Raw genomic sequence first — 24078 nt, 5'->3', positions numbered from 1 at the left:
TTCCGGCAAGCCACGGGGGAGAGCCAGCCGATGCCGCGCATGTTGCCCTACCTGTTGCTGTTTCCTGCAACGGCGTTCCTCATTTTGTTCTTCCTCTATCCGTTCACGCTGGTAGCGATCGACAGCCTCCGGCATGACGGGGTCTGGAGCCTCGAGAATTTCGACCGCATGGCAGGTCACTGGAAGTTCGGCATCACCTTCCGCAACACCATTCTGCTTGCCGCGGTGGTGGTCCCGCTGCAACTGACGCTGGCGCTGATGATGGCCAGCATGGTCACCCGGCTGGTGCGCGCGCGCGGCGCGGTGCTTTACATTTTCGCCATTCCGCTTGGCATTTCCGACCTTGCCGCGGGCCTCGTGTGGCTTGCCATCTTCGAACAGTCGGGCTTTCTCAATTCGGCGCTGACCGGGCTTGGCATCACCGAGCGGCCGCAGCTTTTCCTCGGCTACCAGAGCAAGGGCGTGATCTTTGCCGCCATCGTGCTGACCGAATTGTGGCGCGCCACGGCAATCATGATGGTCATCCTTGTGGCTGGCATGGGCCTCATTCCCAAGGAATATGGCGAGGCCGCCGAGGTCTTCGGCGCAAGTCGCTGGCAGCGCTTTCGCCGGGTCACGCTGCCCTTGCTGAAGCCCAGCCTGCAAACCGCGCTGATCCTGCGCGTCATCATGGCCTTCGAGGTGTTTGCCGTGGTGCTCGCGCTTGGCGGCACCAACCTGCCGGTGCTGATGAGCGAAACCTACCATTGGCAATTTACCATGCAGGAACGCGGCGTCGCGGCGGCCTATGCGATGGTGATCCTGGGAATTTCGGTGGGCTTTACCGTGCTCATCCTGCGCCTGCTGCACGTTCCCAAGGAGGCGCGGCCATGAGCGAGACCACCGTCCGCCGCGCTGGCAACCGGGTATTCGTGGCCGCCGTGGTTCTGGCTTGCGTCTGGGTGCTGGTGCCGATCTATCTCTTGCTCGTCAACGCGCTTTCGGCCCCTGCCGAGGTAACCGGCTTTCCCAAGCGCTTCTGGCCCTCGTTCGACCTCGCATCGATCCGGTTCTTTCTTGGCTTTCGGGGCGTCACCTCGGCACTCTGGAACTCGGTTCAGGTGGCGGTGCTGACGATGGTCATGGCGATTGCCGCGGGCGCGCCTGCTGGCTACGCGCTGGCGCGGTTCGATTTCCCCGGCAAGCAACTGTTCCGCTTCATGGTGGTCATGACCCGCGCCTTTCCGCTGCCGCTCCTGGCGTTGCCGCTGGCGGTGCTGTTCATCCGCGTCGGGCTTGATGACACGGTGCTGGGCCTTGCCTTCGTGCATACCACGCTGGCGCTGCCGTTTGCGGTGCTGATCACCTATTCGCTGTTTTCCGGCATCCCCTACGAGCTGGAGGAAGCGGCCCTGACGCTTGGCTGCAACCGCGTGCAGGCCTTTCTCAAGGTGGTGCTGCCGCTTGCCGCCCCCGGCATTGCCGCCTCGGCGGTGTTCGCTTTCGTGATCTCGTGGAACGAGGTTTTCGCCAGCGCGGTGCTGACCATCGAGCATCGCACGCTGACGGCGTTCCTGCTGCAAAGCCTTGATGTCTCGCCTTTGCCACTGAAGTTCGCGGGTGGAGCGGCGCTGGTGCTGCCCGCGCTTGGTTTCATCTTCGCGGTGCGCAAGTACCTTTTCGCGATGTGGGGCATCGCCAACCGATAGGAGCGGTGCCATGGCCGAAATAGAAATCAAGGGTGTTGCAAAGGTATTCGGGGCCTTCACCGCGCTGCATTCGATCGACCTGACGATTTCCGATCGCGAATTCGTGGTGCTTCTGGGGGCCTCGGGCTGCGGCAAGACCACGCTTTTGCGCATCATCGCGGGGCTCGACAGCCCGACCAAGGGCGAGGTCTGGATCGGCGGACGCAGGGTGGACATGCTGCCGCCGCGCGAGCGTGGCATTTCGATGGTGTTTCAGAACTACGCGGTATTTCCGCATCTGACCGTATTCGAGAACATTGCATTCGGTCTGCGAATGCAGAGGCTTGCGCAGGCCGAGGTGACACGCCGGGTGACGCGCACCGCCGAGATCATGCACATCGAGGGCCTGCTCAAACGCTATTCGGGGCAGCTTTCGGGCGGCCAGCGGCAGCGCGTGGCGGTGGCGCGCGCGCTGGCAATGGAGCCTGACGTGATTCTGATGGACGAGCCGCTTTCAAACCTCGACGCGCTCTTGCGCCTGGAAATGCGCGCCGAGTTGAAGGGCGTACTCGCCGCCTCGAAAACCACCACGATCTATGTGACCCACGATCAGGTCGAAGCGATGAGCCTGGCCGACCGCATCGCGGTGATGCACGGCGGCGACATCGTGCAGGCGGCACCTCCGGTCGAGGTTTACCGCAACCCCGCCGCGCGCTTTGTGGGCAGCTTCATTGGCAACCCGCCGATGAACTTCCTGCCTGCGGCCGCTGCGGGCGAAGGCTGCTGGCAGGTGGCGGGGCTGACCTTTGACGGCCCGCGCGCCGACCTGCCGCAGATCGAATTCGCCATCCGCCCGGAAGACCTGCACCCCGCCGACCATGGTTTTTTGGCCGAGGTTCGCGTGGTGGAGCCGCTCGGGCCGCACATCCTTGTCACCGCGACCGTCGCGGGCGTGGTGCTGCGCGCGGTGCTCGACAGCACGCTGGCACTGGCACCCGGCGACCACATCACGCTATCACCTGTTTCCGACCGCATCCGCTGGTTTGATCTCAACACCCAGAAGGCCATCGCATGACTGCCCAGGACCCGCTTGCGAAGATCGCCGAGGACATTCTGCGCGAGAATGACCGCGGCAGCTACACCGTGCCTACCAAGGGCCTCTATCCGTTCCAGTGGAACTGGGACAGTTGCCTGACCGCGCTTGGTCAGCGCCATTACGACGAGGCCCGCGCCTGGACCGAAATCGAAACCCTGTTCGCGCACCAATGGCCCTGCGGAATGGTGCCGCATATCATCTTTCACCTTAACGACGATGGCTATTTTCCCGGCCCCGAAGTCTGGTCCACCGGGCGGCCGGTGCCGACCTCCGGTATTACCCAACCCGCCGTCGCAGGCTTTGCGCTGCGCCGCCTCTTTGACCGTGCCAGCAACCGCGCCGAGGCCGAGGCGCGGGTGCGCGCGCTGCTGCCAAAGGTCGCCGCCTGGCATCGCTGGTTCTTTGCCACCCGTGACCCGAAGGGCGAGGGGTTGGTGGCAATCATCCACCCATGGGAATCCGGGCGTGACAATTCGATCGACTGGGATGTGTCCTTCGAGCGGGTGCCGACCGAGGGCATCGCGCCCTACACCCGCCGCGACACCCAGCACGCCAACCCCGAGCACCGCCCGACCAAGGCGCAATACGACCGCTATCTTTGGCTGGTCGAACATTTCCGCAGCCTTGGCTGGGATACCGCAAAGCTGCACGACGCCTCGCCGTTTCAGGTGGTGGACCCCGGCTTCAACGCGATCCTGCTGCGTGCCTGCGCCGATCTGGCCGATCTGGCCGAAGCTTTGGGCGAGCCTGCGCTTGCCGCCGAAAACCGCGCCTTCGCGGCACGCGGTCTTGCGGCTTTGGAGCGGCTCTGGAGCGTGGAGCACGGTCAATACCTCTGCGGCGACCGCACCACCGGCGCGCTGATCGATAGTGCTTCGGTTGGCGGGTTACTTGCCGCATTCGCGGCAATTCCGCCCGCCCGCGCGCAAGCGATTGCCGCCAGCATCGAAGCGCACGGTGCCCGCTTCCGGGTGCCAAGCCACGCCCCCGCCGACCCCCGTTTCGACGCCAAGCGCTACTGGCGCGGGCCGGTCTGGCTGGTGGTCAACTACATGATCGCCGACGGTCTGGTCCGGGCCGGGCAAACCGCCGCGGCGGCGGCGATCACCCGCTCAAGCCTTGATCTGATCCACGAAAGCGGCTTTGCCGAATACTACGACCCGACCACCGGAGAACCGCTTGGGGGTGGCAGGTTCACCTGGACTGCGGCGATGGTGCTGGAGTTTCTGGCGATGGAGCGGGCATGAAGGTTCTGGCGGTCGGGGCACACCCTGACGACATCGAGATTTTTCTGTTCGGCAGCCTCGCGGCGTGGCGCGCTATGGGGGCGGAACTGGCGCTGGCCGTCGCGACCGATGGCGCGGCGGGGGGCGTGCAGGACCCGGCCGCACTTCGGCTGGCACGCCGGGCCGAGGCAGAGCGCGCTGCGGCGCTGCTGTCAGCCAAGCCGAGCTTTCTCGATTTCCCCGATGGCAAGTTGATGCATGATGCGCCGCTCATCGAAGCGCTGCGCGGGCTCATCGGCCGGGAAAGGCCCGATCTCGTGGTCACCCATGCGCCCAATTGCTACCATGCCGACCACCGCGCGCTCTCCGCCGCGCTGGCACAGGCGACCGGCTTCGGGGTGCCGCTGCTTTACGCAGATACGCTGAACGGCACCGGTTTCACCCCCACCCACTGGGTCGATGTGACCGCGCATTTTGCGCTGAAATGTGAAGCGATACTTTGCCACGAAAGCCAGGACCCGGCGCGCTTCCTACCAGCCGTCACCCGACTTGCCGGGTTCCGCGCGGGCGAGTGCAACGGCGGCCCCGAGGCGCGCGCCGAAGCGTTTCGCTTTGAGCCACGCTTTCCCTTCGCCGACATTCGCGCGCTCTTGCCGCCGCCGCCTGCGGTTCGGGCGGTGCTGTTTCGCGGCGCGGCGCAAACTCCGCCTACTTCGCCCTTCTGAAAAACCGCGCCCGCGCATAAAGCCCCTCCAGCCGCTTCATCCGCGTTTCGGTCTGCTGCCAGGTCAGGCTTTGCACGGCCGCCATCAGGGTTTCGACCAGCACCTGAATCGCCACCGTCGAATCCCATGCCGAAGGCACTTCGATCTGTGCCGAAAAGCGATAGCGCGCGTGGGCGGCGGCGGGTGAAACCCAGGGGTCGGTGATCAGCACCACCTCGGCCCCCTGCTCGGCTGCCATTTCCACCAGTTGCAGCACGTTGTTTTCATAGCGACGGATATCGAATGCCAAAAGCACGTCGCCCGGCACCATTTCGATCAGCGCCGGTGGCCAGGCGTTCGACATTTCGGAAATCAGGCTCACACCGGGGCGGATCACCTTCATATGGGTCACGAAATACTCGGCCATGGCATGGGTGATCCGCCCGCCGGTGGCAAAGACCTTGCGCGCCGGGTCGGCCATCAGCGCCGCCGCCGCGTCAAACTCGGCATGGTTGATCTGCGCCAGTGTGGCATGCAGATTGCCCAGAACCGCATCGGCGAAGCGGTTGAGAATATGGGTGTCAGGCACCCCGCCCGCCCAGCGGTCATGCTTGGCCAGGGGCGAGATCAGACGTTCTTCCACCTCGGCGCGGATGCCGGTCTGAAAATCGGTGTAGCCTGCGAACCCGAGCTTTTGCACCAGCCGCACAACAGTTGGGCTGGACACCTCGGCACCTTTGGCCAGCGCGGTGATCGAACCGAGCGCCGCCACCGGGTAATGCCGCAAGAGGTGGCTTGCCAACTGCCGCTCGGCGCGGGTCAGCGTTTCGAAACCTGCGCGCAGGCGTTCCTCGATGGTCTGTTGCACTGCTGCCAAATTGGGCACCCTAGGACTGAGTCGCTTTGAATAGATTGTAACAGGATTTTGTGAATTGAAATGATCTTGACAGAATCCCCCCGCGCGGTGGACGCTGGTCGCAACAAAAAGAATGCAACAGGGAAACATGACGGTTCAGCCGCTGGAACAGGTGCAGGAAGCGCCAGCCGTGGTAACGGTGGAAAACCCCGAGGCATCGGGCCGTTTCGTGATCTGCTGCGAGCACGCCTCGAACGCCTTTCCCGCGCCCTGGGGCGAGCTTGGCCTGACGCCTGCACAGATGGGTGCGCATATCGCCTGGGACCCCGGCGCGCTGGGGCTGGCGCGCGCACTGGCGCAACTGCTTGATGCACCGCTCGTGCATGCCGGGGTGTCGCGGCTGATCTACGACCTCAACCGCCCGCCACAATCGCGCGGCGCAATGGCCGAGCAAAGCGAGGTGCACAGCATTCCCGGCAATATCGGGCTTGCCGCCAATGAGCGGCGGGCGCGCACCGAAGCGGTCTATCTGCCTTTTCACGCCGCGCTGAGGGCGCTTTTGGCGCGCCGTGCGGTGGCCGGGCCGCTGCCGGTGCTGGTGACGGTGCATTCCTTCACCCCGGTCTGGCTCGGCCGCCCGCGCGCGGTCGAGTTCGGCATCATCCATGACGCCGATCCGAGGCTGGCCCGCGCGGTTCTCGCGGCCGCGCCGACCGGGCTATATGCGCGCCTGAACGAGCCCTATTCGGCGGCGGACGAAGTGACCCACACGCTCGCGCTGCATGCAACACCCATGGGCCTGCCCAGTGTCATGCTGGAGTTGCGCAGCGACCTGATCGCAGATGCCGAGGCGCAACGAAGCGTTGCAGACCGCCTTGCCCCAAGCTTGCGCGCGGCCCTCGCCGCCGCGGAAAGTGGGGTCTGAATGCCTCGCTGGGTGAAGGCCTATGTGCGTTGGGTCGAGGCCCTCAACCACCGGGTCGGGCGCACGGCCATGTATCTTCTGTTCGTCATCATGGGCATTTTGCTCTGGTCCTCGATCACCAAGATCGCCCGTGTTCCCTCGCTCTGGACACTGGAAATGGCGCAGTTCACGCTGGTCGCCTACTACCTTCTCGGCGCGCCGTATACCTTCCAGCTCGGAACCAACGTGCGCATGGACCTGCTCTATGCAAGGCTGCGTCCGCGCACCCAGGCAATGTGGGATGTGGTCACCATTTTCGCGCTGATCTTCTATCTCGGCGTCATGCTTTATGGCGCGGTCGAGAGCACGATCTACTCGTTCGAAACCGGAGAACGTAATCCGACAGCCTGGCGCCCGGTGCTCTGGCCAATCAAGACAATCATCTGCACGAGCTTCGTGCTGATGCTGATGCAAGCCGTGGCACATCTGTTCCGCGATATCGCGATACTGCGCGGAGAGGAACTCTGATGAGCTACGAGTGGATCGCGATCCTGATGATTTCAACCATGCTGCTGATGATGATCACCGGGCAGCGGGTGTTTGGCGCGGTCGGTTTTGTCGCCGTGGTGGCGGCAATTTCGCTCTGGGGCACCGGTGGCAGCGACATGGGCTTTGGCGCGATCATGAAGCTGATGAAATGGTATCCGCTGCTGACCTTGCCGATGTTCGTATTCATGGGCTATGTGATGAGCGAAAGCCGTCTGGCCGATGATCTTTACCGGATGTTCCACGTCTGGTTCGGGCCCTTGCCGGGCGGGCTGGCTATTGGCACCATACTGCTCATGGTGATGATTTCGGTGATGAACGGGCTTAGCGTTGCGGGCATGGCGATCGGTGCCACCATCGCGCTGCCCGAACTTGCCAAGCGCGGCTACGACAAGCAACTGATCTCGGGGGTCATTCAGGCCGGATCGAGCCTCGGCATCCTGATACCGCCTTCGGTGGTGATGGTGCTGTTCTCGCTGATCGCGCGCGCGCCGGTGAACCAGCTCTGGCTTGCTGGTATCATGCCGGGACTGCTGATGGCGGCTATGTTCATGACCTATGTGATGGTCCGCGCCTGGCTGAACCCGTCGCTTGCGCCACGCATAAGCGCCGAAGAACGCGCCTTGATCAGTTGGGGCGAGCGCTTTGCCTTGCTGCGCGCGGGTCTGCTGCCGGTGCTGATTTTCGCGGCAATGATGGTGCCCTTCATCAAGGGCTGGGCGAGCCTGACCGAGGCGAGCGTGATCGGTGCCGTCACTTCGGTTGCGGCGGCGGTGCTGAAGCGGCGCTTCACCTGGGAAGTCTTCGAGAAATCGACCCGCAACACGCTCGCCATCACCGTCATGTTCATGCTGATCATCATGGCCGCGCTTGCCTTTGGTGCGGTGTTCGACGGGCTGGGTGCCGGGCGGGCGATCGAGAACTTCTTCCTGCGCGATCTGGGGCTCAACCGCTGGCAGGTGCTGATCCTGATGCAGGCGTCGTTCCTGATCATGGGCATGTTTCTGGACGATACCGCGATGCTGGTGATCGTCGCACCGCTTTATGTGGGGCTGGCGCGCGCGTTGGGGTTCGATCTGGTGTGGTATGGCATTCTCTATACCATCACCTGCCAGATCGCCTATCTGACGCCGCCCTTCGGCTATAACCTGTTTCTGATGCGCGCCATGGCACCATCCGAATACACCCTGCCGGTGATCTACCGTTCGGTTTTCCCCTTCGTGGGGCTGATGCTGTTGACGCTGATCGTCGTAATGCTGTTTCCGCAGGTGGCGCTGTGGCTGCCACACACGGTTCTAGGTATCTGACAATAACCCCGAATGGGGACTTTCCCACCCAACTAGGAGAAACCACCATGACCACAACCAGACGGAAATTCCTGACCAGCGGCGCAGTCGCGGCCGGTGCCGCTTCGCTTGGCGCGCCTGCTCTTGCGCAAACCATGATCAAATGGCGCTTGCAGACCTATGCCGGAGGCGCACTGGGTGCCGAGGTGATCAAGCCCGCGATCGACGCATTCAATACCATCGCCCAGGGCCAGATGGAGATCGAGCTTTACTACGCCGATCAGTTGGTGCCCACGTCCGAGCTGTTCCGCGCCGTGCAGAAGGGCACCATCGACGCCGTGCAATCGGATGACGATTCGATGGCAAGCCCCACCGAGGTAACGGTGTTCGGCGGCTACTTCCCGCTGGCGCTGCGCTATTCGCTCGATGTTCCGGCGCTCTTCAACCACTACGGGCTGAACGAGATCTGGGGCGAGGAATATGCCAAGGTCGGGGTCAAACACATCTCGGCCGGCTCATGGGATCCCTGCCACTTCTCGATGAAATCACCGATCAACAGCCTTGCCGATCTGAACGGCAAGCGCGTCTTCACCTTCCCCACCGCGGGCCGTTTCCTGGCGCGCTTTGGCGTGGTGCCGGTGACGCTGCCGTGGGAAGACATCGGCGTGGCGTTGCAGACGGGTGAGCTTGACGGCGTCGCATGGTCCGGGATCACCGAGGTCTATACCGCAAGCTGGGCGAAATCGGCGCCCTACTTCCTGACCAACAACATCTCGGGTGCCTGGATCGGGCATTTCTTTGCCAACATGGATCGCTGGAACGCCTTGCCGCCGCACTTGCAGGAGCTGATGCGCGTCTGTTTCGAGCAATCGCACTACTACCGCCAGCACTGGTACTGGAATGGCGAGGCAAAGCTTCGCGTCGAAGGTGCCGATACCCAGCTGACGACCATTCCCGACACCGAATGGGCCGCGGTTGAGGCAGAGGCAGCCAAGTTCTGGGATGAGGTTGCAACCGAAAGCCCGGTCAAGGCGAAAGTTGTCGAAATCATCAAGAAATACAACGAAACCATGCACAACGCTGGCAAACCCTACCGCTACGCCTGACAAGAACCGGCGCGCGGGGGGCAACCTCCGCGCGTCACTCTGACACCGCCCGAGTCGCACCCCCATTAGGAGCCCGCCCAGATGCCCGCCAATCTGACCTTTGACGCCCTGAAAAAAGCCGTCGCCGCGGGCGAGATAGATACCGTGGTCGCCTGCTTTGCCGATATGCAGGGCCGCTTGCAGGGCAAGCGCTTTGTGGCGCGGCATTTTGTGGAAAGTGCCTGGGAAGAAACGCATTGCTGCAACTACCTTCTGGCCACCGATGTCGAAATGGTGACCGTGCAAGGCTATGCCGCCACCGGCTGGAACAAGGGCTATGGCGACTATGTGATGAAGCCCGACCTTGCCACCCTGCGCCGCCTGCCCTGGCTGCCGGGAACCGCGATGGTGATGTGCGACGTGCTTGACCACCACACCCACCAGCTTGTGCCGCACGCACCGCGCACCGTGCTCAAGCGCCAGATCGAGCGCGCCAAGGCGCTCGGGTTCGACGCGATGATGGCGACCGAGCTTGAATTCTACATTTTCGAGCAAAGTTTTTCGGAACTGTTCGACGCGGGCTACCGCAACATGATCCCGACGGCGCGCTACAACGTCGACTATTCGATCTTCGGCACCGCGCGCGACGAGCCGATGATGCGCGCCATCCGCAACGGGCTCTGGGATGCGGGCATTCCGATCGAAAACTCCAAAGGCGAGGCCGAGGCGGGTCAGCACGAGGTGAACGCCAGGTATTCCGACGCGCTCGATACCGCCGACATGCACGCGATCATCAAGACCGGCATCAAGGAAATCGCCCTGCAATACGGCGCGAGCGTCACCTTCATGGCCAAATACGATCACCGCCGCGCAGGGTCGTCGAGCCATGTGCACCAGTCGCTCTGGGTAGGCGGCAAGCCCGCGTTCCGCGACGAAAAAGACCCGGCGGGAATGTCGGACCTGATGCGCCACTACATCGCGGGCCAGCTTGCCCATGCCGCCGAAATCACCGCTTTCCTCGCGCCCGCCGTCAACAGCTACAAGCGCTTCGTGGTGGGTATGTTCGCGCCCACCAAGGCGGTCTGGAGCCTCGACAACCGCACCGCCGGGTTCCGCGTCTGCGGCGAGGGCAGCAAGGCGATCCGGGTCGAATGCCGCATTGGTGGCGCCGACCTGAACCCCTACCTTGCCTGCGCGGCGCTGCTCGCGGCAGGGCTGGACGGGGTCGAAAAGAAGATGGTGCTGGAGCCCGCCATTTCGGGTGACATCTACCAGGCCGGCGAAGTGCGCGAGATCCCCAGAACACTGGGGGCGGCGGCCTCGGCAATGGGCACCTCCGCCTGGCTGCGCGCGGCGTTTGGCGACGAGGTGGTGACACATTATCACCGCGCCGCGCTCTGGGAGCTTGAGGAACAGAACCGTGTCGTGACCGACTGGGAAGTGGCACGCGGATTTGAACGCGCCTGAGCGGCGCAAGAGGACGAAAACGATGACGAAAACGATCCAGTGCATCTCGCCCGTCGATGGGCGGGTCTATGCAGAACGGCCCTGCCTGAGTTTGGCCGAGGCCGAGGCAATGGCCGCGCGCGCGCGTGCCGCGCAACCGGCATGGGCGGCACGGCCGCTCGCCGAGCGCATCGCCGCGGTGACCGCCGGGGTGGCCAAGCTCAACGAAATGAAACCGCGCGTGGTCGAGGAACTGGCCTGGCAAATGGGCCGCCCGACCCGCTACGGCGGCGAATTTGGCGGCGTCAACGACCGCACCGCCTATATGGCCGAGATCGCCGAAGGCGCGCTGGCACCGATGGTGGTGGAAAACTCCGACCGGTTCGAACGGCGCATCTGCCGCGAGCCTGTGGGAGTGGTGTTCGTGCTCGCGCCATGGAACTACCCTTACCTCACCTCGATCAACACCATCGTCCCGGCGCTGATCGCCGGAAACGCCGTGGTCTTGAAACACGCCAGCCAGACCCTGCTGGTCGGTGAACGTCTGGCCGAGGCCTTCCACGCCGGCGGAGTGCCCGCCGACATTTTCCAGAATGTCGTGCTCGATCATGCCACCACCGAGGCGCTGATCGGCGCGCGCGCCTTCAACTTCATCAACTTCACCGGCTCGGTTGCGGGCGGAGCCGCGATGGAACGCGCTGCGGCGGGCACATTCACCGGGCTCGGGCTGGAGCTTGGCGGCAAGGACCCCGGTTATGTCATGGATGACGCCGACCTTGATGCGGCGGTTGACAGCCTGATGGACGGCGCGATGTATAACGCGGGCCAGTGCTGCTGCGGCATCGAGCGCATCTATGTGCACGAAAGCCTCTACGATGCCTTCGTCGAAAAGGCCGTGGCCTGGGTCAAGGCGCTGAAACTCGGCAACCCGTTCGAGCCCACATCGACCATCGGCCCGATGGCCAACAAGCGCTTCGCGCATGTGGTGCGCGAACAGATCAGTGAGGCGATCGCCGAGGGCGCAACGCCGCTGATCGACCCCGCGCTATTTCCCGAGGATGATGGCGGCGCTTTCCTTGCGCCGCAGATTCTGGTGAACGTGAACCACGAAATGCGGGTAATGCGCGAGGAAAGCTTTGGCCCGGTGGTCGGCATCATGCCGGTCAAGAACGACGATGAAGCGATCGCGGTGATGAACGACAGCCCCTACGGCCTGACCGCCTCGCTCTGGACCCGCGATCCCGAACGCGCCGCCGCCATTGGTGCGCGCATCGAGACCGGCACCGTCTACATGAACCGCTGCGACTACCTCGACCCCGCGCTCTGCTGGACCGGCTGCAAGGATACCGGGCGCGGTGGCAGCCTGTCGGTCCTTGGTTTTTATTCGGTCACGCGGCCGAAATCCTATCATCTCAAGAAGGTGACGAAATGAGCCACAATGTTCCCAACCGGAACTGGTCCTACCCCACCGCGATCAAGTTCGGCGTCGGTCGCATTGCCGAGCTGGCCGAGCACTGCAAGGCGGTGGGCCTCAAGCGCCCGCTCTTGGTGACCGACAAGGCGCTGGCGAGCCTGCCGATCACCAAGGGCGCGCTCGACGTGCTGGAAGCGGCAGGGCTTGGCCGCGCGGTATTCTCGGAGGTTGATCCCAACCCCAACGAGAAGAACATGGCCGACGGCATCGCGGTCTACAAGGCGGGCGGGCATGATGGCGTGGTCTGCTTCGGCGGCGGTTCGGCGCTCGACCTTGGCAAGATGATCGCGCTGATGGCGCATCAGCCAGCGAAGCTCTCGGTCTGGGATCTCGAAGATATCGGCGATTGGTACAGCCGCGCCGATGCCGACAAGGTCGCGCCGATCATCGCCGTGCCCACCACCGCGGGCACCGGCTCCGAGGTCGGCCGCGCGGGGGTGCTGACCAATTCGGCGACGCACAAGAAAAAGATCATCTTTCACCCCAAGCTGATGCCCGCCGTGACCATCTGCGACCCGGGCCTGACCGTCGGCATGCCGCGCTTCATCACCGCTGGCACCGGCATGGACGCGCTGGCGCATTGCCTTGAGGCCTATTGCTCGCCTTTCTACCACCCGATGAGCCAGGGCATCGCGCTTGAAGGCATGCGGCTGGTGTTCGAGAACCTGCCCAAGGTCTATGCCGACCCAAATGATCTCGATGCCCGCGCCCACATGATGAGTGCGGCGGCCATGGGCGCGGTGGCGTTCCAGAAGGGGCTTGGCGCGATCCACTCGCTTTCGCACCCGGTCGGCGCGGTTTACGGCACCCACCACGGCACCACCAACGCCGTGGTGATGCCGATGGTGCTCGATTTCAACCGCAAGGCCATCGACGCCCGGATCAAGGCCGCCGCCGCCTACCTCGGCATCAAGGGCGGCTTCAAGGGCTTCCGGGCCAAGGTCATGGACCTGCGTGCGGAGCTTGGCATTCCCGCCAATCTCACCGCAATGGGGGTTGAGGCGAGCCGACTGGACGAGTTGACCGAGATGGCGCTGGAAGACCCGTCCTGCGGCGGCAACCCGGTCAAGATGACCAGGCGCAACACACGCAAACTGTTTGACGCCTGCATGTAAAGCCGACCCGGCCCGCCCGGCGCGGGCCGGGCTGCGCCTCCCGCGGGGGGATATTTGGACTGAAGCATCTGCTTCAGAATGAAATATCCCCGCCGGAGGCCAGCAACCGTGCCACGACCCAAAGCGAGGACTTCGTGATGACCGGCCCGATCAAATGCGAGATTGCGGTGATCGGCGCGGGGGTGATCGGGCTTGCCATTGCGCACCGGCTGGCGCTGGAGGGCCGCGAGGTGGTGCTGATCGATCGGGAGCCGCCCGGAATGGGCGCGTCCTACGGCAATGCCGGCACGGTCGCGGATTACGCCGTGCAACCGGTGGGCACACCTTCGGTTCTGGCAGGGCTGCCGCGGCTCTTGTTCGACCGCAACTCGCCGCTCACAATCCGCAAGGCCGCGCTTCCCGCATTGGCACCCTGGCTGCTGCGCTTTGCCCGCCAGTGCCTGCCCGCCGCCGCGCGGCACAACGCCCTGGCGCTCGCCAGCCTCTTGACCGATGCGCAGCCGCGCTGGGCCGCACTTGCCGCTGAAATCGGCGGTGCGGACCTGCTTCAACACAAGGGCTGCATCTACCTTTACGAGCGCGTGCGAGAGCGGCGCGCCGCCGAGGCTGACCTCGCATTTCGCCGCAGTGCCGGCGTGGCGGTGGAGATGCTCGGCGCCGATGCGATTGCGGCGCTGGAACCGGGGTTGCCGCCGGTCGAGGGTGGCGGCGCGTTCTTTCCCGGTGCGAGCTTCATGATCGATCCGGGGCGGATGGTGCAGCTTTTGGCACAGGCCGCACTGGCAGAGGGCGCGGGGCTGTTGCGCGGCGAGGTCACGACGATATCGCGTGGCATCGATGGCCTGCGACTGGGCGGGCCAGGGGTGCAGGTGCACGCGCGCCGCGTGGTGATTGCCGCGGGGGCGCATAGCCGCGCGCTGGCGTTGCAGGCAGGCGACAGGGTGCCGCTTGATACCGAGCGCGGCTATCATGTCGAATGGGACATGCCCGCGCAGCTGCTCCACCGACCCTGCTGCCCGACCGCACGCGGGTTCTATCTCTGCCCGATGCAAGGGCGGTTGCGGGTTGCGGGCACAGTTGAGCTTGGCGGGCTTGCCGCGCCGCCCTCGCCGCATCGAATCGCCCGTATGGTCGCCGGGGCACGCGCCTTTTTCCCCGACCTCGGAGTTCCCGCGCGCGAATGGATGGGTTTTCGCCCCTCGATGCCAGACAGCCTGCCGGTGATCGGCCCTTCGCGCAGCGGCAACGATCTGCTGCACGCCTATGGCCACGGCCATATCGGCGTGACGCTGGCACCGCTAACCGCGGAAATCATTGCGGATTATCTTGCCGGACGGGAAAGCGCGCGGGATTTTTCGGCCTGCCACCCGGGCCGATTCCGCTAGCGTGGCGCAGGCGCAACCCCCGCGCCCAAAATGCCGTCGGGTGGCTTTGCCACTCGCGCTGCCTGACAGATCGGCTATACAGGGTCGAAACCGGATCCGGGGGGGTTCGCATGAACAGATCTCGCTCAGTCGTTGCCGCGCTCGCGGTCAGCCTTGCCGCCCTTCAGGCGGCATCGGCAGAACCGCTGATTGGCGGCAGCCGCAACAGCTTTGGCTTGCCCGGCCTGATCGACACGCCCTCGGCGCTGAGCCTGCCCGATGGTGTGATCGGGGCATCGACCTATTTCGGCGCCGGCGGCCAGCGCCACAGCTTTGCATTCCAGATCACACCGCGGCTGACCGCGCTTTTCCGCTATTCGCGGATCGACGACTATTTCGCGCCTGACGACCCGCTTTATGACCGCTCGATCGACCTGCATCTGCGACTTCTCGATGAAAAGGGCTGGCGACCGGCGGTGGCGATTGGTGTGCGCGATTTCATCGGTTCGGGTGCCTTTGCCTCGGAATATGTGGTCGCGACCAAGACCATCACCCCGACCTTGCAGGTCTCGGCGGGTATTGGCTGGGGTCGGCTCGGGTCGAGCAACTCGATCGGCGCGCCCTTTGGCGCGCGCCCCGGCCCGGCGGTGGTCGATGGCAGCCCGATCAACTATGACCGCTGGTTCCGCGGCGATGCGGCACCGTTTCTGGGCGTAAGCTGGCAAGCTACCGAAAAGCTGACGCTCAAGGCCGAATATTCGCCCGACGCCTACGCCGAAGAGGTTGCGCGCGCAGGTTTTGACCGGGCGTCGCCGCTCAATCTTGGTCTCGATTATCGCATCGGGCGTTCGGCCAGCGTTTCGGCCTATTACCTTTACGGCTCGGAAGTGGGTGTGCAGGTCAATATCGCCATCGATCCGCGCCGTCCGCCCTTCCCCTCGGGGATCGAAAAGACGCCGCTGCCGGTCGCGCCGCGGCCGTCGCGCGCCGCCGACCCGGTAGGCTGGTCGGGCGAATGGGCGGCCGAGGCGCAGGTTCACCCGGCAGTGCAGGCTGCTGTGGCCAAGGCGCTGAGTGCAGACGGCATCTTGCTTGAAAGCATGGCGCTGAGCGCCAGCACAGCCGAGGTGCGGGTGCGCAACCAGACCTACGCCACCCAGGCGCAGGCGCTGGGCCATGTTGCGCGGGTCCTCACCCGCGCGCTGCCGCCCTCGGTCGAATACCTGGTGCTTACCTCGGTTGCGAACGGTATGCCGACTTCTTCGGTGACACTCCGCCGCTCTGACCTCGAAGCGATGGAAAACGGCAACTCCGCGGCGCTGCTTACCCGCGCAACCATCACCGACGCGCTTGCGGTTTCTTCGGGTCCGTTGCGCCCGACCGACGATCTTTTCCCGCGGTTCCAATGGGCTCTCACGCCCTATGCAGAGGCCTCGATCTTTGATCCGGTCGATCCGTTCCTGATCGACGTCGGCATCGCCGCCTCGATGCGCTATGAGATCAGCCCGGGCCTCGTGCTTGCCGGATCGGTGCGCCAGAAAGTTGCCGGCAACCTCGACCAGAGCAGCCGCGTTCCGGGGCCCAGCCCGGTGCGTTCGGATCTGGTAAGCTATCAGCGCAATGGCGACCTCACGATTCCCAGTCTGACGCTCAGCTGGTACGGCCGCCCTGCCGAAAACCTCTACGCGAGGGTGAGCTTCGGCCTTCTGGAGCGGATGTTCGGCGGCGTCTCGGGTGAGTTGCTGTGGAAGCCGGTTGACAGCCGTCTGGCACTTGGTGCCGAGCTGAACTATGTGCAGAAACGCGATTACGAGCAGCGCTTCGGCTTTCTCGATTACACCGTCGTAACCGGCCACGCCTCGGTTTATTACGACATCGGCAGCGGTTTCACCGGACGGCTTGATGTCGGGCGCTATCTGGCGGGCGATTGGGGCGGCACGGTTTCGCTCAACCGCGAGTTTGCCAATGGCTGGCGCATCGGGGCTTTCGCGACCTTCACCGACATGCCCGGCGCGGGCCCGGGTGACGCCCGTTTCGACAAGGGCCTGTCGCTGACGATTCCGATTGGCTGGACTACCGGCAAGCCGACGATCGCCAGCTTCACCAACACCTTTGGCATGTCGGGCGGAGATGGTGGCGCGCGGCTGGCGGTTGACGGCAGGCTTTACGATTCGGTTCGCCAAAGCCATGTCGGCGCGCTTTACAGCGGCTGGGGAAGGTTCTGGAGATGACCGCGGCAAAGCGACTTCGGCACGCACCGCTGCTTGCGGTGCTGTTGCTTGCGGTCGCGGGCTGCGGCTCTGATGCCGGGCAGACCGAAACCAGCAATATGGCGCGCGGGCTGCTGAAAAACCTCATCGGCGTTGCCACTGCGGGCCGCGCGGCAGAAGCCGCGCCTTCGGATGCTCCGACCCCCGACCAGATCGCCGCAGCAGCGCTCGGCTCATTTGCCGGGCCGCTTATGCTGGTCACGCTGGAGGCGCAGGGACAGACCACGGTGATGGGGCTTTACGGCGAAAATGGCCCGATGCGCACCTATGCACTGCCTTCCGAGCAGAGCCTGATCCTGCGCAGCGGCATTCTGGTGGGCACCCGCGGTTTCGGCTTTGACATGATGAGTGCAGAAACCGATGCCGTTGCCGCGCTTATTCTTGCCCGCAAGGAAGGTGCTGCCGCCAAGGTCCAGCGCTACCTCGATGCTGAAAACGTCGAGCGTCCGCTGCCGATGGAATGCGCCGTCAGCCGTGGCGACAAGAGCGAATACGAGGTTGCCGGGCTGAAATTCCGTGGCATCCAGATGGTCGAGATCTGCGCTTTTCAGGGCCAGGCCGTGGGCAGCGCCTATCTGGTCAGCGACAAGGGCGCGGTGCTCGCCTCGCGGCAATGGATCGGGCCAGAGCTTGGCTATGTGACGTTGCAGACCTTGCGGCCCTGAAGTTCAGCGGCGCTATCCCGCGTAGTTTTGCGACACATAGAAGGCACCGCAATAGGGTGCCGAGGGGTCGTAGCCTGCGCCCGAACCCACCATCCGCACCTTCGGATCCAGCATGTTGGTGCGGTGCTTTGGCGAGTTGACCCAGAGGGTCACGATATGCCGTGCGAGGCTTTGGTAGCTGTGCGCACCTATCGCGGTGCCATCCTGCGTGGCAAAGGCGCAAGCGCCCGCATCGCGGATGCGAAAATGGATGCCGTCAATGCCGTAGCGGGCGATCTTGCCGATATTCTCGGACCCGGCGCGAAAGTCGATGCCGCTGGATTGCAGCCGCGCCAGCACGCTCGACTGCCCCGGCACCTTCGACTCGTGGCTCATCGTCTGTGCCCGCGCCATCCACTTTGCATGCGTCGAGGCAGCTTCGGCCAGCCCCGGTGCCGCAGCGAGCTCCGAAAGGCCCGCCCGGCAGCGCTGATAGTTCACCTCGGCCCGAATCGCCGCGTCAATCAGCGCTTCGTTGATCCTGCCCGAGGCCGGCACGACCACATCGGCACCCGATACCCGAGCCAGTGAACAGGCACCGGCAATCTGCGGCAAGGCAATAGCGGCGAAAACCGCGAGCGCCCGCAAACCGACCCTAACCATCTGCATTGCTGCCTCCGCCCGCAACCTTCAGGCGGAAAATGCCGGGTGGTTGCGGCAGATTCATGGCGGAAATTGGCCGTTTCGGCAAGCTGGCACTGCCCTCTCGGCACGCAAGCCAAGCCGTGGCGCAGCGACCGCGGAACCCGCGGTTCTAGCGCCGTCGCACCAGCGCCGTTGCCGCAAAGATGCAGGCACTGGCGGCGACGATCGAGGGACCGGCAGGGGTATCAAGGCGCAGCGATGCGAACAGACCGGCAAGCACCGAGACCGCCCCGATCAGGCTTGCGCCCAGCGCCATGGATTCGGGGCCACGCGCCAGACGCCGCGCGGCGGCAGCGGGGATGATGAGCATTGCCGCGATCAGCAGCGCGCCGACAATCTTGATGGCAACCGCAACCACAAGCGCCAGCGCCACGGTCAGCACCAGCGCTTCGCGGCGGGGGTTGAGACCTGCCGCCACCGCCAGTTCTTCGTTGACGGTTGCGGTCAAGAGCGCTTGCCAGCGCCAGACCAGCAGCGCCAGCACCAACGCCGAGCCAGCCCAGACCACCGCCAGATCCACACGCCCCACGGCAAGAATATCGCCAAAGAGCCAAGCCGACAGATCGACCCGCACCGCAGTCAGAAACGACGCGGCGACAAGGCCGAAGGCGAGCGCCGAATGCGCAAGCACGCCCAGTGTCGCATCCATCGCATAGCCGCGCCCGGCAAGGCTTGCCACGGTGATTGCCATGCCCAGCGCCACCGCAATGATGCCCGCATAAACCGAGATGCCGAAACCGAATGAAAGCGCCACGCCCAGAATTGCGGCATGCGCCGTGGCGTCGCCAAAATAGGCCATCCGGCGCCAGACGACAAAGGCACCAAGCGGCCCGGTTGCAAGCGTCAGGCCAAGCCCGGCGAGCGCCGCGCGCATGAGGAAATCATCAAGCATCGGCGTGCTCATGGCTATGCGGGTGGGAGTGATCATGGCCGTGGCCAAGGTCGTGTTCGTGGTCATGGTCGTGCGCGTGCTGATAAAGCGCCAGCGCCCCGCCGGTGCCAAGACCAAAGAGCGCACGATATTCCGGCGCTGCGGAAACCACGCTGGGGGTGCCCTCGCAGCAGACGTGACCATTGAGGCAGATCACCCGGTCCGAAGCCGCCATGACCACATGCAGATCGTGGCTGACCAGCAGAACCGCGCAACCGGTTTGCGTGCGCAAATCTGCCAGCATCCGGTAAAAGGCGGCGATTCCGGGCTGATCCAGCCCCTGCGTCGGCTCGTCGAGAATCAGTATGTCGGGCCGCGAAAGCAGCGCGCGCGTCAGCAACACCCGCTGGAACTGCCCGCCCGAAAGCGCGGCAAGCTGGTGCCTCTGCAACCCTGCGACCCCGGTGCGCGCCAGCGCCTCAGCGGCCTCGGTGGCAGCCACCCGGCGCGGCAGATTGAGAAAGCGCGCAACGGTCAGCGGCAGCGTCGTATCGACGTGCAGCCGTTGCGGCACATAGCCGATGCGCAACCCCGGCGTGCGGGTAATCTCGCCCGTAGCGGCGCGCTCGGCCCCGATCAGCGCCCGGATCAGCGTTGACTTGCCCGAACCGTTGGGGCCGACGACGGTGACAATCTCGCCCCGGCCGACGGTGAAATCGACCCCGGAAAGCACCGCAACGCCGCCGTAGCGCACGCTCAGATTTGTCGCGGTGATCAGTTGCATGGCACCGCACCGGCCCCTTGGCATGCAGGGCAAAGCCCCAGCGCCTCGATGGTGCAGCGTTCGGCGACAAAACCGAGCGGGGCCGCCGCCGCGTCAAGTGCGGCGCGCAGCGCGGGTGCAGGGGCCTCGGCCACAGCGCCGCAGATGCGGCAGATCAGAAACACCGGCGCGTGGCTTTCGCCCGGATGGGTGCAGGCGGCAAAAGCATTGAGCCGCCGCACCCGATGCGCAAGCCCGTGCTCGACCAGAAACTCCAGCGCCCGATAGGCGACCGGCGGCTGTTTGCCAAAACCCTCGGCTGCAAGACGCTCCAGCACCTCATAGGCACCCATGGCGCGGTGCGCCTCGAGCAATATCTCCAGCACCCGCCGCCGCACCGGGGTAAAGCGCGCGCCCTGCGCTGCGGCAATCGCTTCGGCGCGGGCCAGAAGGTTGTGGCTGCAACGCGCGTGGTCATGCGTTTCAAAGGCAAGGTCGGGCGCTGTCATGTTACTCTATCACATTTTGCTTGCGATGTTATGCTATAACATACATGGTGCACGAGTTAACCGCAAGAGCACCCGGAGACCCCCATGCGCCTGTTGACCACCCCCCTCGCCGCCTCGTTCGCGCTGCTGCCGCTTGCCACCGGCGCTGCGCCGCCCGCCGTGGTCACCGATATCGCGGTGATAGCGGCACTCGCCGAAACCGTGCTCGGCGATCTCGGCCAGGCCACGGTGCTGCTGCCGCCGGGGGCCGACGCGCATTCCTACCAGCTGCGCCCATCGCAGGCGGCCGCCGTGCAAAGCGCCGATCTGGTCTTCTGGGTGGGTGAAGAACTGACGCCATGGCTCGGCCGCACGCTTGCAGCTACGGCACCAAAGGGCAAGGCAGTGGCGCTGTTCGACGCGCCCGAAACCTACCGCCGCGCCTATGGCGAGACCTCCACGCACGACGAAGATCATACAGCCGGGGCAGTACACGATGGCGATGACCACGAAGGTATCGACCCCCACGCCTGGCTCGACCCGGCCAACGCGCAGGCATGGCTTGCGATCATCGCCAGCGAATTGGCCGCCGCCGATCCCGCCAACGCTGCAACCTTCGCCGCCAACGCCCAGGCGGGAATTGCGCGCATCGCGGCAATCGACGCCGACCTTTCCGCCCGACTTTCACCGCTCGCTGACCTCCCGTTTGTGGTCTTTCACGATGCCTACGGCTATTTTGCCGACCATTATGGCCTCACCATTGCAGGCGCGCTGAACCAGCGCGACGCAAGCTCCCCGGGTGCCGCGCATCTGTCCGAACTGCGTGCCGACCTGGTGGCAGGTGGCATCGTCTGCGCTTTTCCCGAGGTGGGTCATGATCCGCGGCAGCTTTCGCTTGTGCTCGACGGCACCGAGGTGCGGGCCGGGGCGGCGCTCGACCCCACCGGCGGCACCCTGCCGACAGGCGTGGGGCTCTACGAAGCACTGCTGAACGACATCGCAACGAAGCTTTCGGACTGCCTCGCACCGCGTTGAGCGCTTGCCCAGCGACGCAAAGCCGTTTCTAAAGAAGGCTGCGGGGCAAGCCTGAGGCGGGGATGACGGCGGTTGACTGGATCGGAGCCGAGCTGACACCGGAGGCGCTGCACCTTTGGGTGGCGGTTGCGGGTCGGGTGCCTGTCCGCCGCGCCGTGCCGCTTTCGCCGGGCGACGCGCCAGAGGTCGCCCTGGCGTCGGCGCGATTGCAGCTTTCCAATTCAGCGGTCCGCCCGGTGCTTTGCTGCGGGTTTCCGGGCGCGCCGACGCGGCCGCTGCCCTGCCCGCCACTTGCCGCTGATCGGCCGATCGCGGATGTGGCTGGCAATCTCCTCCTCCCCGACCTCGTGCAACCCGCGCCCCGGCTGGTTCTGCCTGCGGCCCACGCGCTGCGGCTGGCAGGCTGCCTTGCCGCCGATCCGGGATTTGACGGGGTGATCTGCCTGCCCGGCCCGTTGAGCTACTGGGTCGAGATAAGCGCGGGCGAGGTGACAAGCGCCACCGCGGCGTTCTCGGGTGCCCTGGCCGAAGCGCTGACGGCAAGCCGCTGGTTCGCCCCGCAACCTGCCGCCGCCGATGCCATAGACCTGGCCGCCTTCGATGCCGACCTGCCGCATACAATGTCGCGCCCGGAACGAATGCTTCGAATGCTGGCCGAAGCGCGCGCCCTGCCGCCCCCCGCAGCGAAAGCCCGGCTATATGCGGCTCTGATTGCTGCCGATCTTGCTGCGGCGCGGCCCTGGTGGCTTGGTCGGCGGCTTCGGGTGCTCGGGGCAAATGCCGCGCTTTACGCCCGCGCCCTGGCCGCGCAGGGGGTGCCGGTAACCGAGGGCGACGCCGAAGCGGCGCTGATCGCCGGATTTGCACTTGCGGCGCGGGTGGTGACAAAATGAAGCCGTATCCGTTTGGCACAATGCGTGACGGGCGCGAGGTCGCGGTCATCACCCTTTCCGCCGGTGGTCTGCGCGCACGGGTGCTGACGCTGGGCGCAATTCTCGCCGATCTTCGGCTTGACGGCGCAGACTGGCCGCTGGTGCTCGGTTCGGATGAAATCGGCGCCTACGAAGGCCCGATGGCGTGGTTCGGCGCGGTCGTGGGGCCGGTCGCAAACCGCATCAGCGGGGCACGGGCAGAACTGGCAGGGCGCGAACTCCGGTTCGAGGCAAATGAAGGCCAGAACACCCTGCACGGCGGAGGCAGCGGCACCTCGGCGCAGGTCTGGACGGTCGAGGACCTTGCAACTGACCGGGTGACACTGTCGCTCAGACTGGCGGCGGGCCTCGGCGGGTTTCCCGGCAACCGCCGGATCAGCGCCGAATACAGGTTGTCCGCCCCGGCAACACTGACGCTGACCCTGACCGCCACGACCGATGCGCCAACCCTGATGAACCTTGCGCATCACCCTTACTGGAACCTCGATGGCAGCGGCACCACCACGGCGCACCATCTCAGCGTCGCCGCCGATGCCTATCTGCCCACCAATGCCGCATGCCTGCCCACGGGCATGCGCCAGCCGCTAGGCGGCGATGCGCGTGACCTGCGCCAGGCGCGCAGCCTGGCCGGGCTGCCGCCGCTTGACCATTGCTTCCTGCTCGCCGAAGCATCACGCGCGCTCAGCCCCGTTGCAAGCTTGCGCGGCACGCGGGGCATTTCGCTGCAACTTGCCACCACGGCACCGGGGCTCCAGGTCTATGATGGCGCAAAGCTCGCATCCGCGCCATGGAAGGGGCATGGCGGTGCTGAATACGGTCCCCATTGCGGGCTGGCGCTGGAACCACAGCTTTGGCCCGATGCCCCGGCGCACCCGGATTTTCCGTCGGTGCGGCTTGACCCGGGCGCGCGGTTTCATCAGCAGACCCGCTACCATCTGACCCTTGACCAGGAGAAGCCATGACTCAGGCCCCACCGCCCGACCTTGCCGCCTTCTTTGTCGATGCCGCCCCCCGCCTTGGCTTGTCGCGCCCGGCGGGCCAGTGCTTTGGCGTGATCTGGCGGGCCGAAATGGCACCCGATGCCGATGCGCTGGTGGCCATAACCGGGCTTTCTCGCTCGGCCGTTTCAACCGCGCTGAAGGAACTGCGCGAGGCCGGGCTGGTGCTGGCGATGCGCATACTCGGCACCCGGCGCGAAGGTTTCACGGCTCCGACCGATCCTTGGGCGCTGTTGCGGCTGTCTTTTGCGCGCCAGCTGCACCGCGACATCGCACCCATGCGCGACCGGCTACGGCAGAAGCTAGCCAATGGCGGTGATACAGGCGCGGCCGATCTGGCGAAGATGCTGGAAGCGGTCGCCGCATGGCTAAGTAAACTTGCCGATGCGCCACCCGAGGTGCTGGCCGCCCAAATCGGCACCGACAAGGCGGAAAGTCACATCAAGAAGAAAAAGAAAAAGGGCTAGTGTTCGACACCTGACGTAGGATTCCCGCCGGTGCCATGCTGTGGCATAGTCGGAGGATGAGACGCTCCGACATCTGCCTTTTCCTTGGCCCCGCCGACCGCGCTGAGCTTCAAGCTCTGCTGACCAACCGCAACAC

Annotated in this window: 24 protein-coding genes; 19 read left to right on the top strand and 5 right to left on the bottom strand. The window is 65.0% G+C overall.

Translation table 11 applies throughout. The features are described from left to right. Positions 1-30 precede the first annotated feature (30 nt). From Q8J98_RS02455 to Q8J98_RS02435, 5 genes are read left to right on the top strand one after another with little or no spacing between them, the layout of a single operon-like run. Positions 31-873, top strand: a complete 843-nt coding sequence (locus Q8J98_RS02455) for a carbohydrate ABC transporter permease (protein WP_305292994.1) — start codon at positions 31-33, stop codon at positions 871-873. After that, entirely contained in the window at positions 870-1688 is an 819-nt protein-coding gene (locus Q8J98_RS02450; RefSeq protein ID WP_305185579.1) for a carbohydrate ABC transporter permease, read from the top strand. Before Q8J98_RS02455 ends, Q8J98_RS02450 begins: the two co-directional genes overlap by 4 nt. Before the next feature lie 10 nt (positions 1689-1698). Next, entirely contained in the window at positions 1699-2742 is a 1044-nt protein-coding gene (locus tag Q8J98_RS02445; RefSeq protein WP_305292993.1) for an ABC transporter ATP-binding protein, read from the top strand. Then, complete coding sequence (locus Q8J98_RS02440) at positions 2739-4010, top strand: hypothetical protein (RefSeq protein ID WP_305292992.1); 1272 nt, start codon at positions 2739-2741, stop codon at positions 4008-4010. Before Q8J98_RS02445 ends, Q8J98_RS02440 begins: the two co-directional genes overlap by 4 nt. Further along, positions 4007-4714: a PIG-L deacetylase family protein gene (locus tag Q8J98_RS02435; RefSeq protein ID WP_305292991.1), complete on the top strand. Its 708-nt coding sequence runs from the start codon at positions 4007-4009 to the stop codon at positions 4712-4714. The genes Q8J98_RS02440 and Q8J98_RS02435 overlap by 4 nt, the downstream gene beginning before the upstream one ends. Here Q8J98_RS02435 and Q8J98_RS02430 read toward each other — a convergent pair. Next, entirely contained in the window at positions 4698-5570 is an 873-nt protein-coding gene (locus Q8J98_RS02430; protein ID WP_305292990.1) for a MurR/RpiR family transcriptional regulator, read from the bottom strand. The two genes, Q8J98_RS02435 and Q8J98_RS02430, sit on opposite strands and share 17 nt — an antisense overlap. Before the next feature lie 127 nt (positions 5571-5697). Between Q8J98_RS02430 and Q8J98_RS02425 the strand changes: the two genes are divergently transcribed. The 10 genes from Q8J98_RS02425 (at position 5698) to Q8J98_RS02380 (ending at position 17704) form a co-directional block, all read left to right on the top strand. Beyond that, positions 5698-6474 (top strand): N-formylglutamate amidohydrolase, encoded by a 777-nt coding sequence (locus tag Q8J98_RS02425; protein ID WP_305292989.1) that lies wholly within the window; start codon positions 5698-5700, stop codon positions 6472-6474. Beyond that, on the top strand, positions 6475-6981 hold the full coding sequence (locus Q8J98_RS02420) for a TRAP transporter small permease subunit (RefSeq protein ID WP_305292988.1): 507 nt from the start codon (positions 6475-6477) through the stop codon (positions 6979-6981). Further along, entirely contained in the window at positions 6981-8306 is a 1326-nt protein-coding gene (locus Q8J98_RS02415; RefSeq protein ID WP_305185586.1) for a TRAP transporter large permease subunit, read from the top strand. The genes Q8J98_RS02420 and Q8J98_RS02415 overlap by 1 nt, the downstream gene beginning before the upstream one ends. A gap of 47 nt (positions 8307-8353) precedes the next feature. Beyond that, on the top strand, positions 8354-9391 hold the full coding sequence (locus Q8J98_RS02410; RefSeq protein ID WP_305292987.1) for a TRAP transporter substrate-binding protein: 1038 nt from the start codon (positions 8354-8356) through the stop codon (positions 9389-9391). 81 nt (positions 9392-9472) lie between these two features. Further along, on the top strand, positions 9473-10837 hold the full coding sequence (locus tag Q8J98_RS02405) for a glutamine synthetase family protein (protein ID WP_305292986.1): 1365 nt from the start codon (positions 9473-9475) through the stop codon (positions 10835-10837). A 22-nt stretch (positions 10838-10859) separates the two neighbouring features. After that, positions 10860-12248: an aldehyde dehydrogenase family protein gene (locus Q8J98_RS02400; RefSeq protein WP_305292985.1), complete on the top strand. Its 1389-nt coding sequence runs from the start codon at positions 10860-10862 to the stop codon at positions 12246-12248. Next, positions 12245-13405, top strand: coding sequence for an iron-containing alcohol dehydrogenase (locus Q8J98_RS02395; protein ID WP_305292984.1), 1161 nt, complete (start codon positions 12245-12247; stop codon positions 13403-13405). Before Q8J98_RS02400 ends, Q8J98_RS02395 begins: the two co-directional genes overlap by 4 nt. Before the next feature lie 137 nt (positions 13406-13542). Continuing rightward, positions 13543-14790, top strand: a complete 1248-nt coding sequence (locus tag Q8J98_RS02390; protein WP_305292983.1) for an FAD-binding oxidoreductase — start codon at positions 13543-13545, stop codon at positions 14788-14790. A gap of 110 nt (positions 14791-14900) precedes the next feature. Next, positions 14901-17000, top strand: coding sequence for a YjbH domain-containing protein (locus Q8J98_RS02385; RefSeq protein WP_305292982.1), 2100 nt, complete (start codon positions 14901-14903; stop codon positions 16998-17000). Continuing rightward, entirely contained in the window at positions 16997-17704 is a 708-nt protein-coding gene (locus Q8J98_RS02380; protein WP_305292981.1) for a YjbF family lipoprotein, read from the top strand. The genes Q8J98_RS02385 and Q8J98_RS02380 overlap by 4 nt, the downstream gene beginning before the upstream one ends. A gap of 12 nt (positions 17705-17716) precedes the next feature. On the opposite strand, the gene Q8J98_RS02375 is transcribed toward Q8J98_RS02380, so the two are convergent. The 4 genes from Q8J98_RS02375 to Q8J98_RS02360 all read right to left on the bottom strand — a co-directional run bounded on the left by Q8J98_RS02375 (position 17717) and on the right by Q8J98_RS02360 (position 20531). Beyond that, positions 17717-18352 (bottom strand): CAP domain-containing protein, encoded by a 636-nt coding sequence (locus Q8J98_RS02375; RefSeq protein WP_305185594.1) that lies wholly within the window; start codon positions 18350-18352, stop codon positions 17717-17719. Positions 18353-18497: 145 nt separating this feature from the next. Next, entirely contained in the window at positions 18498-19280 is a 783-nt protein-coding gene (locus Q8J98_RS02370) for a metal ABC transporter permease (RefSeq protein ID WP_305185595.1), read from the bottom strand. Continuing rightward, the gene (locus Q8J98_RS02365) at positions 19273-20043 is read right to left on the bottom strand and encodes a metal ABC transporter ATP-binding protein (RefSeq protein ID WP_305292980.1); all 771 of its coding nucleotides are present in this window, start codon (positions 20041-20043) and stop codon (positions 19273-19275) included. The genes Q8J98_RS02370 and Q8J98_RS02365 overlap by 8 nt, the downstream gene beginning before the upstream one ends. Continuing rightward, positions 20034-20531 carry a Fur family transcriptional regulator gene (locus Q8J98_RS02360; protein ID WP_305292979.1) on the bottom strand — a complete coding sequence of 166 codons (498 nt, stop codon included), beginning with the start codon at positions 20529-20531 and terminating at the stop codon, positions 20034-20036. Before Q8J98_RS02360 ends, Q8J98_RS02365 begins: the two co-directional genes overlap by 10 nt. Before the next feature lie 84 nt (positions 20532-20615). Here Q8J98_RS02360 and Q8J98_RS02355 point away from each other — a divergent pair, with 84 nt between their 5' ends. The 4 genes from Q8J98_RS02355 to Q8J98_RS02340 all read left to right on the top strand — a co-directional run bounded on the left by Q8J98_RS02355 (position 20616) and on the right by Q8J98_RS02340 (position 23942). Then, positions 20616-21545, top strand: a complete 930-nt coding sequence (locus Q8J98_RS02355; protein WP_305292978.1) for a zinc ABC transporter substrate-binding protein — start codon at positions 20616-20618, stop codon at positions 21543-21545. Positions 21546-21607: 62 nt separating this feature from the next. Beyond that, on the top strand, positions 21608-22438 hold the full coding sequence (locus Q8J98_RS02350; RefSeq protein WP_305292977.1) for a 2-dehydro-3-deoxygalactonokinase: 831 nt from the start codon (positions 21608-21610) through the stop codon (positions 22436-22438). Further along, positions 22435-23439 carry an aldose epimerase family protein gene (locus Q8J98_RS02345; protein ID WP_305292976.1) on the top strand — a complete coding sequence of 335 codons (1005 nt, stop codon included), beginning with the start codon at positions 22435-22437 and terminating at the stop codon, positions 23437-23439. The genes Q8J98_RS02350 and Q8J98_RS02345 overlap by 4 nt, the downstream gene beginning before the upstream one ends. Next, positions 23436-23942, top strand: a complete 507-nt coding sequence (locus Q8J98_RS02340) for a GbsR/MarR family transcriptional regulator (protein WP_305292975.1) — start codon at positions 23436-23438, stop codon at positions 23940-23942. The genes Q8J98_RS02345 and Q8J98_RS02340 overlap by 4 nt, the downstream gene beginning before the upstream one ends. The last annotated feature ends 136 nt before the right edge of the window (positions 23943-24078 follow it).

It is taken from the genome of Phaeovulum sp., assembly GCF_030684035.1.
Taxonomy (GTDB): Bacteria; Pseudomonadota; Alphaproteobacteria; order Rhodobacterales; family Rhodobacteraceae; genus UBA6213.
This window is presented reverse-complemented; position numbering and strand designations above follow the sequence as displayed.